At 44.6% G+C, this 13,256-nt stretch carries 15 protein-coding genes; 3 read left to right on the top strand and 12 right to left on the bottom strand.

Annotation, left to right across the window (positions count from 1 at the left end; translation table 11 throughout):
* Window positions 1–20 precede the first annotated feature (20 nt).
* The gene (locus ACXAGV_RS14595) at window positions 21–434 is read left to right on the top strand and encodes a flagellar basal body-associated protein FliL (protein WP_474873885.1); all 414 of its coding nucleotides are present in this window, start codon (window positions 21–23) and stop codon (window positions 432–434) included.
* Window positions 435–638: 204 nt separating this feature from the next.
* Here ACXAGV_RS14595 and glpG read toward each other — a convergent pair whose 3' ends face one another.
* The 8 genes from glpG to ACXAGV_RS14555 form a co-directional block, all read right to left on the bottom strand.
* The gene (gene glpG / locus ACXAGV_RS14590) at window positions 639–1,502 is read right to left on the bottom strand and encodes a rhomboid family intramembrane serine protease GlpG (RefSeq protein WP_474873884.1); all 864 of its coding nucleotides are present in this window, start codon (window positions 1,500–1,502) and stop codon (window positions 639–641) included.
* Between the two features lie 157 nt (window positions 1,503–1,659).
* Window positions 1,660–1,971, bottom strand: a complete 312-nt coding sequence (gene glpE / locus ACXAGV_RS14585) for a thiosulfate sulfurtransferase GlpE (RefSeq protein WP_474873883.1) — start codon at window positions 1,969–1,971, stop codon at window positions 1,660–1,662.
* Window positions 1,971–2,996 (bottom strand): L-threonine 3-dehydrogenase, encoded by a 1,026-nt coding sequence (tdh, locus tag ACXAGV_RS14580; RefSeq protein ID WP_474873882.1) that lies wholly within the window; start codon window positions 2,994–2,996, stop codon window positions 1,971–1,973. Before tdh ends, glpE begins: the two co-directional genes overlap by 1 nt.
* The gene (locus ACXAGV_RS14575; protein WP_474873881.1) at window positions 2,993–4,189 is read right to left on the bottom strand and encodes a glycine C-acetyltransferase; all 1,197 of its coding nucleotides are present in this window, start codon (window positions 4,187–4,189) and stop codon (window positions 2,993–2,995) included. Before ACXAGV_RS14575 ends, tdh begins: the two co-directional genes overlap by 4 nt.
* A gap of 161 nt (window positions 4,190–4,350) precedes the next feature.
* The gene (locus ACXAGV_RS14570) at window positions 4,351–6,795 is read right to left on the bottom strand and encodes a putative bifunctional diguanylate cyclase/phosphodiesterase (RefSeq protein WP_474873880.1); all 2,445 of its coding nucleotides are present in this window, start codon (window positions 6,793–6,795) and stop codon (window positions 4,351–4,353) included.
* 9 nt (window positions 6,796–6,804) lie between these two features.
* Window positions 6,805–7,980, bottom strand: coding sequence for a hypothetical protein (locus ACXAGV_RS14565; RefSeq protein WP_474873879.1), 1,176 nt, complete (start codon window positions 7,978–7,980; stop codon window positions 6,805–6,807).
* Complete coding sequence (locus ACXAGV_RS14560; RefSeq protein WP_474873878.1) at window positions 7,977–8,450, bottom strand: hypothetical protein; 474 nt, start codon at window positions 8,448–8,450, stop codon at window positions 7,977–7,979. Before ACXAGV_RS14560 ends, ACXAGV_RS14565 begins: the two co-directional genes overlap by 4 nt.
* 87 nt (window positions 8,451–8,537) lie before the next feature.
* Window positions 8,538–9,563, bottom strand: coding sequence for a glycosyltransferase family 9 protein (locus ACXAGV_RS14555; RefSeq protein ID WP_474873877.1), 1,026 nt, complete (start codon window positions 9,561–9,563; stop codon window positions 8,538–8,540).
* 72 nt (window positions 9,564–9,635) lie between these two features.
* Between ACXAGV_RS14555 and ACXAGV_RS14550 the strand changes: the two genes are divergently transcribed.
* On the top strand, window positions 9,636–10,361 hold the full coding sequence (locus tag ACXAGV_RS14550) for a 3-deoxy-D-manno-octulosonic acid kinase (RefSeq protein WP_474873876.1): 726 nt from the start codon (window positions 9,636–9,638) through the stop codon (window positions 10,359–10,361).
* A gap of 107 nt (window positions 10,362–10,468) precedes the next feature.
* A complete protein-coding gene (gene coaD, locus ACXAGV_RS14545; protein ID WP_474873875.1) occupies window positions 10,469–10,957 on the top strand; it encodes a pantetheine-phosphate adenylyltransferase in 489 nt (162 codons plus the stop codon).
* A gap of 116 nt (window positions 10,958–11,073) precedes the next feature.
* Here the strand turns inward: coaD and mutM are convergent, their stop codons facing one another.
* The 4 genes from mutM to rpmB form a co-directional block, all read right to left on the bottom strand.
* Window positions 11,074–11,883: a bifunctional DNA-formamidopyrimidine glycosylase/DNA-(apurinic or apyrimidinic site) lyase gene (gene mutM, locus ACXAGV_RS14540; protein ID WP_474873874.1), complete on the bottom strand. Its 810-nt coding sequence runs from the start codon at window positions 11,881–11,883 to the stop codon at window positions 11,074–11,076.
* A gap of 3 nt (window positions 11,884–11,886) precedes the next feature.
* A complete protein-coding gene (locus tag ACXAGV_RS14535) occupies window positions 11,887–12,348 on the bottom strand; it encodes a hypothetical protein (protein WP_474873873.1) in 462 nt (153 codons plus the stop codon).
* A 363-nt stretch (window positions 12,349–12,711) separates the two neighbouring features.
* The gene (rpmG, locus tag ACXAGV_RS14530; protein ID WP_012516577.1) at window positions 12,712–12,867 is read right to left on the bottom strand and encodes a 50S ribosomal protein L33; all 156 of its coding nucleotides are present in this window, start codon (window positions 12,865–12,867) and stop codon (window positions 12,712–12,714) included.
* A gap of 11 nt (window positions 12,868–12,878) precedes the next feature.
* Complete coding sequence (rpmB, locus tag ACXAGV_RS14525; protein ID WP_012516576.1) at window positions 12,879–13,115, bottom strand: 50S ribosomal protein L28; 237 nt, start codon at window positions 13,113–13,115, stop codon at window positions 12,879–12,881.
* Window positions 13,116–13,256: the final 141 nt, after the last annotated feature.

Raw genomic sequence — 13,256 nt, 5'->3', positions numbered from 1 at the left:
TTGGTGTTTCAGGCTTCACTATGTTTAAGTCACTAACTTTTCGTATATTAGCGGTTAGCTTTTTTGTTTTTGGTTGCAGCTCAGCATTGGCACAAGATAAAGCCAACTATGCTTATTTGGGCTTAGAACCAGAGATTGTTACCAACTATATTAGCGACAGCGCACAGAAGCTGGGTTATGTTCGCGTATCGGTTGAATTAATGATTCACGATGTGAACCAACTGGAAATTGCCGAACACCACATGCCGCTGCTACGCTCTACCGCCATTGAAATTTTCGGGCAGCAGCCTGCAGAGAAAGTAAAGTCGCTCACCGGCCGTGAAGATATTCGTCGCGCTATTTTAAAAGCACTTCAAGAGCACATGCAGCAAGAAACCGGTGGTGAAGTGATTAAGAACGTTATCTTTACTAAGTATTTGTACCAGGGTGCTTAAGCAGAATAAAAGCTGCCTAAGCCAACAGAAAAGCGAGCTTTTAACCAGCTCGCTTTTTTGTTTCTAAAGCAGTTTTACCATTTTTGTCTTAGTATGTAACACGCTAATTTTCTAGGTTAGAACGGCATGCTATCTCATACTTATACGTCGTAATACCTAGACACTTCAGTATCTTTTGGTTCTAAGCCCTGCTTTCATCAACTGCTAACGCTTTCCAGAACCTAAGCTTAACGTAGCGGCAAGTAAGCAGCCTGAAATAAGGCCCGCCGTATGCGCTGCATTTGCCATACTCACCCACAGAATGTCGGCATAGCCAAGTACTAGCCAAACCAGCATAAAGCCGACAATGGAGTTTGGCAGCGAAAGCCCCCAGCTTGGGCGCAGCCAACCAAGCCACCACACAAAGCCCATTACGGCATATACCACACCAGATAGACCGCCAAACAAGAGTAAATTACCTTGTACTGGGTCGCTGAATAGCGCTTGTGCAGCATTTGAAACCGTGGCTGATATTACAAAAACAATCAGCAGCATGCTTATGCCCAACGTACGCTCAATCTTGGCTCCCAGCATGGCCCACCAGAGTAAGTTGAATACGATGTGAAGTACTGAAAAATGAATAAACGCCGGGCCAAGTAGCCGCCACCACTCGTGATTTTGCAACAAAACAGAAAACGGTTGCATCAGTAAGTGCTGTGCTATGGGGGCAAACAACCCAAATAAAGATAATAGGTACACCGCTGCGCACAGCATAAACACCACAGACGTAAACGGTGCTTTAACGGCATCGGACATTATTTTACTTAACGAAAAGCCGCTGCCTGATGGGGCCAGCTGTACGTTCTTACCACTGTCCCAAGCCGCTTGCTGATATTTAGGGTTTGTTGGATTTGCTAAAAAATCTTCTGCGATAACCTTTGCGCGATCGTTATGCTCACTATTATCCAGTACAACCACGAATTCTTTGTCGTGCTGTACGACCTTGGCGTTGATATGCTGACTGGTTAAATAGTTGGCGAGAAGGTGCGCAGGACTTTGCTGATTAAACGCGATTAAAGGATGACCCATAAACTAGTTGTTACCCCAAAAGCAAAAAGAGTGTGAAGCGATAAAGATGTGCGAGAGTGCGGAAACCTAGCTCTCGTTACTGACTCTTTATACTGAAATAGTGAAGGACCTGCAAAACATAAAATAAAGGTGCACATTGTGCACCTTTATAAAATCGCTATTCGGTTACTACCGGCTTCGCCTGTCGCCACGCTTCAAAGCCCCCGTCCATACTATAAACGGTTTCAAAACCTTGTTGAGCAATCACTTGCGCAGCCTGCTGACTGCTTACGCCGTGATAACACACCACAACAACTGGGATATCTTTGGGTGTTTGATCAATAAACGCCCCAAAGTTGTCGTTGTTCAGCGGTGCCGCATTGGGCATATGGCCATTAGCAAACGATTGGGGATCGCGAATATCCACAATGGTGACTTCGCCTTCAAAGTTAGCCACGTCGCTTACGCTAATGTGTGAAAATGTTGTCATTACTGCCAATCCAAAATAACTTTACCTGAATGTCCTGACCCCATGGTATCAAAACCTTTCTGAAAGTCATCAACGGAAAAGGTATGGGTGATGATGGGTGAAAGGTCCAGGCCGCTTTGTAGTAAGCTCGCCATTTTGTACCAGGTTTCGAACATTTCTCGGCCATAGATGCCTTTTATCACCAAACCTTTGAAAATAACTTGGTTCCAATCGACAGCAACGTCTTGCGGAGGAATGCCCAGCATGGCCACTTTGCCGCCGTGATTCATCTTGTCGAGCATGTCTCTGAAGGCTACTGGCACACCAGACATTTCAAGGCCCACATCGAAGCCCTCTGTCATGCCTAGCTCGTCCATAACGTCTTGTAAGTTTTCTTTACTTACATCAACAGCACGGGTAGCACCCATTTTTTCAGCAAGCTCAAGGCGATACGGGTTAATATCGGTAATCACTACGTGACGCGCACCTACGTGCTTAGCGACTGCTGCAGCCATAATACCGATAGGTCCAGCACCTGTAATAAGCACATCTTCACCGACTAGGTCAAAACTTAGCGCTGTGTGAACGGCATTGCCAAACGGGTCGAAGATAGACGCAAGGTCGTCGCTGATATTGTCTGGAATTTTAAATGCGTTGAATGCGGGAATTACCAAATACTCAGCGAAAGCACCAGGGCGGTTTACACCCACACCCTCTGTGTTACGACATAAATGAACACGCCCAGCACGACAGTTACGGCAGTGACCACAGGTAATGTGGCCTTCTCCAGATACGCGATCGCCGACGTTGAAACCTTTCACTTCTTGGCCCATGCCCACTACTTCGCCCACGTATTCGTGGCCGACTACCATAGGCACTGGGATAGTGTTTTGCGACCACTCGTCCCAGTTGTATATGTGCATGTCGGTACCGCAAATAGCGGTTTTACGAATTTTAATCAGTAGGTCGTTGTGCCCTACTTCAGGCTTTGGCGTGTCTTGCAGCCAAATACCTTTTTCCGCTTTTGCTTTTACAAGCGACTTCATGAGATCACTCCCATTTCACGGCCTACTTCAATGAAAGCATCGATGGCTTTATCTACGTGTTCAAGGCTATGACCTGCTGACATTTGCGTACGGATTCGAGCTTGCCCTTTAGGTACAACAGGGTAAGAGAAGCCAATAACATAGATGCCTTTTTCTAAAAGTTTGTCGGCCATTTCACTGGCTAAGCGAGCGTCACCAAGCATCACTGGAATAATAGCGTGATCTTTACCGGCAAGAGTAAAGCCAGCTTCTTCCATGCGCTTGCGGAAATGGTTGGCATTTCGCCATAAGTTAGCGCGCAACCCATCACCCTCTTTCATCATTTCAAACACTTTTAATGATGCTGAAACAATAGGTGGCGCGACTGAGTTAGAGAATAGGTAAGGACGCGAGCGCTGACGTAGCCACTCTACAACTTCTTTTTTGCCCGACGTATAACCACCTGACGCGCCGCCAAGGGCTTTGCCTAAAGTACCTGTAATAATGTCTACACGACCCATTACACCACAGTACTCGTGGCTGCCTTTACCGTTTTCACCCAAGAAACCCGTGGCGTGGCAGTCATCAACCATTACCATGGCATTGTATTTGTCAGCTAGGTCACATATTGAGGCGAGGTCGGCAATAACGCCATCCATTGAGAATACACCGTCGGTAGCGATAATTTTAAAGCGCGCGCCGTCGGCATCGGCTTGCTTTAATTGCTCTTCTAGCGCTGCCATGTCGTTATTGGCATAGCGGTAACGTTTGGCTTTACACAAGCGCACGCCGTCAATGATACTCGCATGGTTTAGTGCATCAGAGATAATGGCATCTTCCGGGCCAAGCAGTGTTTCAAACAAACCGCCATTTGCGTCAAAGCAAGACGGGTAAAGAATGGTATCTTCTGTACCTAAAAAGTCGCTGATAGAGGCTTCTAGTTGCTTGTGAATGTCTTGTGTACCGCAAATGAATCGCACAGATGCTACACCGAAGCCATGGCTATCTAAGCCTTCTTTCGCCGCTTCGATTAAGCTTTCATTATTTGCTAGGCCAAGGTAGTTGTTAGCACAAAAGTTTATGACATGCTCACCACCAGCAACACCAATATCTGCTTGTTGTTGCGACGTGATCACACGCTCTTTTTTGTACAAACCATCTTCTTTCGTGGCTTCAATTTGCGATTGCAAATGAGAAATAAATGCCGCAGACATGCCATTCTCCAAGTGTGGGTATATGAAAACCGCTAGTGTAATGAAAGCGCATGAAAGGGTACACACCCTTGCGCTGTATTTAATGGGTTTGTCGACTAAGTTTGTAAATTATTCAGCACACTTACAAAAAACGCTTGAATCACGCTAATTTGTTTTGAGTGCTAGGCAAAGTCTTTCCAAAAACCGTTTTCTACTTTGTCCCTTAATGTATCCCAAAGGTTTACTTCAGGTATAGGACGGCTAATAAGATAGCCCTGGCCTTGATGACAGTCGAAATGACAAAGCAACTCGTATTGCTCATTGGTTTCAATGCCTTCAGCTACCACCTGCATGCCCATGTTGCGCACCATGGATATGGTGGAATGCACAATGTTTCTGTCATCTGCACTGCTGGCGATGTTGGCAACGAAAGAGCGATCTATTTTTATAAAGTCGGCTGGTAATGATTTTAAGTAACTTAAAGATGAATAGCCGGTTCCAAAGTCGTCAATGGCTAACATACAACCCATATCGCGTATGGTTTGCATTATTTCCGTTGCCCGTTTGATGTCTGAGACCAAAACGGTTTCCGTTAGCTCTAGGCAAACTTGGTCAGGCGCAATATCATTTTTGATGATTTGGTGCTGTAAAAACTCAGGCAAGCTGGGGTCTAGGAACTGCCCTGACGATAAGTTAATTGCCACTTTGATATCTGGATAGCCGCTATTTTTAAGCTCACGTACCAAATGGGTGGAGCGCGTGATAACCCAGTAATCTAGCTCGAGCATAAACGACGTATTTTCAAGCAGTGGAATAAAGTCACCGGGTGAAATATGCCCTTTTTTAGGGTGATACCAGCGCAATAGCGCTTCAAAGCCCATAAGTTTGCCGCTGTGAATGTCAATTTGCGGTTGCAAGGCAAGGCTGAACTGGTTACCTCTAAGGGCTTCACGGGCTTCAGATTCTAACTCAACTTTTTGCATTACCTTAAGGTTCATTGTGGCGTCATACACCCTAAACGCAGCGCCTTTCTTTGCCTTAGCTTCGTACATTGCAATATCGGCGTGACGCAGCAGCTCAACCGGCGTGGCGCGTGAGTGGTTAGTAATAGCAATACCAATGCTGATTGAAACGTAAAAAGTAACGCCATCGACAATGATAGGCTCTTGAAACTCGTCGATAATTTTTTGCGCGACCGTGTCGACATGTTTTTTGCTCTCTATGTTAGACAGCAACACAACAAATTCATCGCCACCAAAACGAGACGCAATATCAGATTCCCGAATAGGTTTTGAAATTCGCATCGCTGCGGCTTTAAGCAGCTTGTCGCCCACGTCGTGCCCATGACTATCGTTAACCTTCTTAAAGTCATCTAAGTCCATGAACATTAAGGCAACCAGTCTTTCGTCTCGCACGGAATTGGCCAATTGTTTCTCTATTTGAAACGTCAGCATATTGCGATTAGGCAGTCCAGTGAGAACGTCAAACATTGCCATTTTTTCAAGCTTAGCGGTATTGATTGCCATTTGACCATCAAAGCTTTCTAGCTGGCGCGCTAAATCATTCGCCGCTTCCTCAACCACGTCCAGCTCATCAGTTAGCTTAAACACAGGCAGTTTTCGGCGCTTGGCCGCAACTGTATAAAACTCATTAAACTTATGCTCTGCCAGCATAGGCAGGCGCTCGCTTATGTCTAAAAGCCTTGTGCGGTATTGATTTAAGAAAAGATAAAGTAGCGCAGAGAAAAGCAAAAACAAACCTATGGCGCTAGAGATAACAACGTATCGATATTGCTCGTTTTGTCGCATCATAGCCGACACGTCCTGCACTATGAGCAAATAGGGATGGTCGCCAGCAGCATGGTCGAAAGGCAGAAGACTCATTAAAAGCTGTTGGCTATCTAAACCTACATTAACTCCCTTGATAACGAGGTCGTCAACACGCCAGTTAGCCGGCAAAGCGTCAACGAGCAAGTTTAAGTAATGTCGATTGGCCGCGGTAACTTGGCTCGCTACCTTTAATGAAAGTCTACCTTCTTGTGATTCATTCAACTGGACAATTGCCACCTTATGTACATCAGTAGCCCGGCTAAACAAATACAGAAGTTCCCGCATAGAAGTAGACACAATGATAACCGGCACTTTATCGCTCTGCGTCATTATTGGTATTGATATATAGTGAGTACATACATTCTCACACGACAATAATGAACGGCTTTCAAATGTTGCTCGCGTAGTGTCCACAAGCCGCTCAATATTGTCATCAACTGGATACGCTGGCTGTCCGACAATGCCATTCTCATCAAACAGATAAAGTGTTTCAACCTGAAAATTTAGCGTTAGATACTCACTTAGCTCATCTAAAGTGCTGTGGAGTTCTTCGAGGTTATTCGAGTACGCGCCATCCCTTCGGCTTATGATATCAATAAGGGTGATCATGCGGCTATGGAGAATATCTTCAAACAACTGCACGCGACGTTGATTGCTGATTTGGCTTTCACGCTGCTGCAGCACAACCTGCGCCTCAGACTCTTGAATTAGCACGGTAGAGATTACAATGGTCACGGTTAAAACCATTGCCAGTAATATAGCGATGGTTTTAGTGGTAAAAGATACCTGAACCTTCATTTATTACCCTTAAAACCAATACATGAACTGTATTGACCACATTTTCCAATGTTTATCAGCGTGAGATGCCACATCACGGTTCAATAAACTCACCACCCGAGTCGCCCCCTCAACCCAGTGATACTCTCCCTGGATTCTCCATTTTGGTGCAATGTCCCAACGCAACCCCAACGTGTACGTATCTTGATACCCAAAGTAGGCAGGGATAAGGCCTCCTGTCCTTGCCTCTAGGTCTTTGCCATTACTGTCGGAGGTATCATTGATGTATGTATCGTAGCCCAACAGGCCGCTAACGTGGTTGTTAAAAAGGTACCTAAATTGAACAAAGCCGCCTTCTCCAGTGCGCTTCTCAGCGAAATCTGGCGCAAACAGTCCTTGGCTGTCTTGCTTTTCACGAAGCAGTTCAGCAGATAATTCCCAATTCTCAGAAAAATACTGCGCTGAGAGCATAAATCGTTCTACATTAGCCCCGCCTGACAATCGATTGTCATCTTGTGATGGCATGTATCTGAAATCAGAATTAAGCCAACTCGCGCCAATTTTCCATGTCATTGATGAAGGCTGTAAGAACACACTCGCTTGGTGCACAAAGTCTTGTTTTATTTTTCCTTTAGCTTCATTACCTAAAAGGAAGTCACGCTGAGAGTCATTGATATTTGAGCGCCCGTAGCTCCAGTTAAGCTCCCACGTATATTCTTTGCCGTAATGAGAAAAACTGGTCAAAATGCCATTGCTGCCCAGTGCAACATCACGAAAGCCGTCAAAATAGACTGATTGAGGCAACACTGAGGTATATCGCGTTTGAGGGACGTCTCTGGTAGAGGAATATAGCCAATGGGTATTTTTAAAACGCCCCGCATGAATTTTTCCACGCCACCCGCCAGGTAAGTTAGGCAGTTTCCAATCAACAAATAAATAATCGAGTCGAGCACCCTGCTCGAAGCGGTTACCACCGTCTAGATAATTTATTTGTCCAGCAATGGAAATGTTTTCTGCAAGTTGATAATAACTATTTAAGCCAATCTCGGTGAGTTCACCAGTTACGTTATTATCGTCGGTGATAAAACTACTGTCTTTCGACTGGGTAATGCCTTGTGAAACATAGCCATGCCATGTGAAGTCTGTTTGCGCATTAGCAACAAATGAACTAACTATACCGAGCGCAAAAGCAATGTGATTTTTCATTTTAGTTCTACCTCAACGCGTCTTAGCTTAACGATATCAGTTCGCTCAACGTAACCAATAGCACCTTCTGTATTTTCCAGTGCATCAACTAAGGCTTGATAAGAGGTCACTCTGATAGGTGTGATACCTTGGCCGGAATAGGTAATTTGATCCCAAAGCCGAGATAACTGATAGGGAAACATTTGAAGAATATCGCGACAAAACTGACGATGTAATTCGTCGGTGTCTTGCAGTACAAAAACCGTTATTTTAGCGCCGTTGTCCCAATACTGGCGCTGTCCTGTAAAGATCTGACGAAGCTCAGAGCGATTAAGCTCTGCAACCATTACGCTTTCATTCACCATGACGTTAAGTTCCGACGCATTTACTTTAGACACGCACAGTACTAGCACTGCTAATGCCAGTAGCACTATTTTTGATGTGGTAAAAGCGTAAATATCGGACAGCCATCGCAAAGCGGGCTTTTTCATTAAGTAACAGCTCCCTGTTTCACAGAAGTACACTTCACAAAGCTAAGTGTAGATAATAGTTGGTTGTTTTACCTTACGATAAAAAAATTAAGCAAGAAACGGCGCAACTTTTTGCTTTACCATGTCTACGGTAATTTTTTCCATTAATTGGCTCCCTTTGACCCGAGTACCCCATGGCAACGCGTCCCAAGGTTTCCCCTTTTGTTCTTCTACACATTCATCATACACAGAGACTATCCTATCAAGGTCGTTATAAGGCCCGGTTCTGCGTGGGTTAGAATGTGCGTATAGCCCAATAACTGGCGTACTCACGGCGGTTGCCATGTGGGCAGGCCCGGTATCTGGTGCAATAACTAAGTGGGCGTGCTTGAGTAACATAAGCAACTGATGCAATGTTGTTAGCCCAGTAAAATCTTTAAGTGGATATTTCACATACGATTTAATTGCATCTGCGGTTTTGCGGTCTAAATCTCCTGGACCGCCACATAATATCACGCTGACACCAGCCTCTTGGATATAATCTGCAATACTTGCGTATCGCTGTGGCAACCAATTTCTTTCCGCTTTACTTGCAGCAGGTGAAATAACAACATATTTCCCCAAGGTTTTGGCTTGTTCTTCTCCCCACTGTGCATCTTCAGGCGCAACGGGAATATTCCACGATACTGGCTTAGTCTCTGGTACGCCCAATGCATCGGCAAAATCCATGAAACCTTTAAGTACGTGGGCGTGTTTTGTGGCAGCAACTCGCTTATTAGCAAATAGCCAATGCAACTCTTTACTGCGTGCCCAGTCAAAGCCTATGCGCTGTTTGGCTTTAATCACTCGTGAGGCTAAATTAGCCCGCAACGCCACCTGCATCATCAATAGAGCATCAAAAGTTTCACCTGCGACTTCCTCTTTCAAGGATTCGACTGCAGCTTTCCCTTTTGATTTATCGAAAATAATGAACCGCACATTTGGCATTAGCTTCACCAGCTGATACTCAACTTTTCCTATTACCCACGTAATTTCAGCATCGCGCCACTGCGATTGAATTCGGGTAACCATAGCGACGGCATGACACACATCTCCAATAGCCGATAAGCGCATTAAACAAATCTTTTTTGCCACAGAAGCTCTCTCGTTGCTGAAAAACCAAAATAAATCATTAGAATGTGAAATTTACCATAAGTTGTGGGCAACATGGCGACAATGCGACGAGACATAGGTGCAGGGCACCACTTTATTTTCGACAATACCTTGGTCAGTCAGCCCAACACTGAAATGTTCAGCCCTGAGTTTTGGCAAATGCAAAACAAAATAACAGGCCAAGCTAAAGGGCGCGGTACAACCATCTTTATAGAGCATGAAGATCAACACTGGGTTTTACGCCATTTTATGCGGGGAGGCCTAGTAGGCAAAGTACTCAGCGACCAGTATTTCTTTAACGGCGTTGAACGCTCTAGACCTTTCGAAGAATTTAGGCTGCTCGAATACATGCGCGCTGAGGGCCTGTTAGTACCAGTACCTGTTGCTGCTCGCATTCACCGCAGAGGGTTAATCTACCGCGGAGATCTGATTACACTTAGCATCCCTAACAGCCACGACCTTCATCATGTTTTGTGCCAGCAGCCATTATCACAAAGGGAATGGCATGAAGTGGGACGAGCGCTAGCGCGTATGCACAATTGTCAGGTTTATCATCACGATGCGAATATTCGCAATATCATGATAGATAGCGATAAACAGATTTGGCTTATTGATTTTGATCGCTGTTCAAAACGTCAGGGCGATAGCTGGAAGCAGGGCAATCTAGATCGCCTACTGCGCTCTTTACATAAAGAGCAAGCCAAAAACTCAATATTTCACTGGAAAGAAGACGATTGGACTGCATGCTTAAATGGCTATAACGAATTGGTGAAGCGCTAGGACTGCGAATTATAAACGTATTGGTTACATCACTTAGCATCACAAATTAATGTGGTACAGTAGCCCCATAGAACTATAAACCCTATACAACGATAAGATTCAATTTTATGCACACTAGAGCACTCTATCCAGGTACTTTCGACCCAATTACGAACGGTCATGCAGACCTTATTGAACGCGCATCTCAGCTTTTCTCTCACGTTATTGTGGCTATCGCTTCTAATCCAAGTAAAAAACCGCTCTTTACGTTAGAGGAACGGGTAGAAATGATAAAGAAAGTTACCGCCGATCTGCCTAATGTTGAAGTAGTAGGGTTTACTGGTTTACTTGCGGACTTTGCGGATGAACAAAGCGCGACTATTTTGATTCGTGGCTTGCGGGCGGTATCTGATTTCGAATACGAATTCCAGCTGGCCAATATGAATCGACGCCTTAACCCGAAGCTTGAAAGTGTATTTCTAACTCCAGCTGAAGAAAACTCGTTTATTTCTTCTACTTTAGTGAAAGAAGTAGCCTTGCATCGCGGGGCCGTAAGTGGTTTTTGCCACCCCGTAGTAGAGCAAGCGTTAAGAGACAGGTTAGGTAAAAAGAGTTAGGTAAACCGGCGTTGTCCAGTACAGTCGCTTTACAGTGTTAAGTTGCTTTAAGCGAGTTTTCTAGCTGTAAACCTTTCTAGCATAACTCTTTTTTCGCTATGACTCTTTTTTAGCTATTAGCGTTGGCAGCGAGTACAGAAAAAGGTATTGCGCTGCCCTATCACCTTGCTTTCAATGGCTTTACCGCACACTTCACAAGGCTCACCTTTTCTTCCGTACACATTTAAATGCTGCGCAAAATAACCGGGCTTACCATCGGTTTGTGCAAAGTCTTTAAGCGTAGTACCGCCCTGCTCGATGGCTTTAGCGAGCACTTGCTTTATTGTTGCAGTAAGTGACTTATAGCGCTCTGCACTAATGTTTCCTGCCGCTCTTCTCGGATCGATGCCCGCAAGAAACAAGGCTTCGTTCGCATAGATGTTACCGACTCCAACCACAATAGCGTTATCCATGATGAAGTTTTTCACCGGCCCTTTGCGGTTGCGCGATAAACTAAACAAGTGCTTATCATCAAAGTCGTCTGTAAGTGGCTCTGGGCCTAAGTTGTCGAACATTGCTTGTTGCGTATTGGGTGCTTGAAATAACACTGCACCAAAGCGCCTAGGGTCGTTTAACCGCAAACACTTACCGGTATTTAAAACAATGTCCACGTGGTCGTGTTTCACAACGGGTGTAGTTGCTTCGATGACACGCAGCTTGCCTGACATACCTAAGTGTAAAATCAGCGTGCCTGTTGCTGTTTCAATCAGCAGATATTTCGCTCGGCGTTTTACCGCAATTACCTTTTGACCCTCAACACTTGAGACCTCCTCAGGTATGGGCCAGCGCATTCTTCGTTCCCGTACCACTACATTAGTAATGGTATTGCCGATTAAATGCGGTGATATGCCTAGCCGGCTTACTTCAACTTCTGGTAATTCAGGCATTTATCATGTCCAAGGTAATAATTTATCTAGATCGGTATTGGTTAACGTGTACCAGTTATTTTCGAATTTGATCACTATCGGTGATGTATTGGGGTAAATTGCATAAACATTGCCGTTACTGTTGCCGGCAAGCCATACCACAACAACATATGGCTGAGTACTGACGATCGATTCAGGCACTTCCGTCACCGGATGCAGCATAGCGCGTTGCCAGTGAGAAAACTGTTCATCTGGTGTAACTATTAGACTTGTTTCAGGACCTTTCTGACGCCACTGTTGCCCTATGCGTTCTAAGCTATTGTTATCGTGCTCTATCTTAAGCACGTAAGCTTCTTCAGGTAACAAACTGCGTGTTTGTATCGTATTTTTCTTAGGTAGCAAGCTGTCTAAGTTAAACAGTGCAATCATAATAAGCATTGCAACGATAACCACGTTGTTCATTGCTCGCTGAGAAATTCTTGCCACGCGTTGTTCCCGTCAACTGGTAAGCCACATATAGTGCATTATAGTAATACCTCATTCTCTCATAAGCTAATTCAATGTTTACAGTTAGCTTGCTTGGCTTTTTGTAAGGCGCTTTCTACTTAACACTTTGTGTTGTTGAGGCTTTATTCTGCGAATCGTTTATCTTGTTGAAACCGTAGATCGCTCAATATTTGGAGTTCGATCAGAAATAGGAAAGGCGCTTTTTCGTGTATAAACACGTAGGGATCATTTTGTGTCTGTCGCGATCAAGCGCGATCTTTAGGAAAAACAATCTATATTCATAGTTTCAAAAGCAAAAAACCCAGCAAAGGCTGGGTTTTCGTGGAGACAAAAGCAAGCTAATTACTTGATTTTGGCCTCTTTAAACATAACGTGCTTACGCACAACGGGATCATACTTTTTGATCTCCATTTTGCCTGGCATGTTACGCTTGTTTTTATCAGTAGTGTAGAAGAAACCTGTACCTGCTGAAGAAACTAGTTTAATTTTATCACGCATTGTCGGCTTCCTTAGATTTTCTCACCACGGGCACGGATGTCAGTTAGTACTGAATCAATACCTTTCTTATCGATGATACGCATGCCTTTAGCAGACAAACGTAGTTTTACAAAACGGCTTTCGCTCTCAACCCAAAAACGGTGTGTTTGAAGGTTTGGTAAAAAGCGACGACGAGTCGCATTTCGTGCGTGTGAACGGTTATTACCAACCGTTGGACGCTTACCTGTTACTTGGCATACTCTTGACATTGTATTTGTCTCCAGAACAACGATAACTGTCGCGTCAGTTAATCCCAAGCGCTCAAACAGTGGTTGGGTCAAATGACGTATTACTATAAATTAGAGGGCGCATTTTATACAGCAAAGGCAGGATCATTTCAATAAGAAAGT

The sequence above is a fragment of the Alteromonas sp. ABH4_453 genome, from assembly GCF_056160665.1.
This window is presented reverse-complemented; position numbering and strand designations above follow the sequence as displayed.

Excerpts from the sequence above, each read along its gene's own strand:
- ACXAGV_RS14595 (WP_474873885.1), top strand. The coding sequence starts at position 21 with ATGTTTAAGTCACTAACTTTTCGTATATTAGCGGTTAGCTTTTTTGTT.
- glpG (WP_474873884.1), bottom strand. The coding sequence starts at position 1,502 with ATGGGTCATCCTTTAATCGCGTTTAATCAGCAAAGTCCTGCGCACCTT.
- glpE (WP_474873883.1), bottom strand. The coding sequence starts at position 1,971 with ATGACAACATTTTCACACATTAGCGTAAGCGACGTGGCTAACTTTGAA.
- tdh (WP_474873882.1), bottom strand. The coding sequence starts at position 2,996 with ATGAAGTCGCTTGTAAAAGCAAAAGCGGAAAAAGGTATTTGGCTGCAA.
- ACXAGV_RS14575 (WP_474873881.1), bottom strand. The coding sequence starts at position 4,189 with ATGTCTGCGGCATTTATTTCTCATTTGCAATCGCAAATTGAAGCCACG.
- ACXAGV_RS14570 (WP_474873880.1), bottom strand. The coding sequence starts at position 6,795 with ATGAAGGTTCAGGTATCTTTTACCACTAAAACCATCGCTATATTACTG.
- ACXAGV_RS14565 (WP_474873879.1), bottom strand. The coding sequence starts at position 7,980 with ATGAAAAATCACATTGCTTTTGCGCTCGGTATAGTTAGTTCATTTGTT.
- ACXAGV_RS14560 (WP_474873878.1), bottom strand. The coding sequence starts at position 8,450 with ATGAAAAAGCCCGCTTTGCGATGGCTGTCCGATATTTACGCTTTTACC.
- ACXAGV_RS14550 (WP_474873876.1), top strand. The coding sequence starts at position 9,636 with ATGGCGACAATGCGACGAGACATAGGTGCAGGGCACCACTTTATTTTC.
- coaD (WP_474873875.1), top strand. The coding sequence starts at position 10,469 with ATGCACACTAGAGCACTCTATCCAGGTACTTTCGACCCAATTACGAAC.
- mutM (WP_474873874.1), bottom strand. The coding sequence starts at position 11,883 with ATGCCTGAATTACCAGAAGTTGAAGTAAGCCGGCTAGGCATATCACCG.
- rpmG (WP_012516577.1), bottom strand. The coding sequence starts at position 12,867 with ATGCGTGATAAAATTAAACTAGTTTCTTCAGCAGGTACAGGTTTCTTC.
- rpmB (WP_012516576.1), bottom strand. The coding sequence starts at position 13,115 with ATGTCAAGAGTATGCCAAGTAACAGGTAAGCGTCCAACGGTTGGTAAT.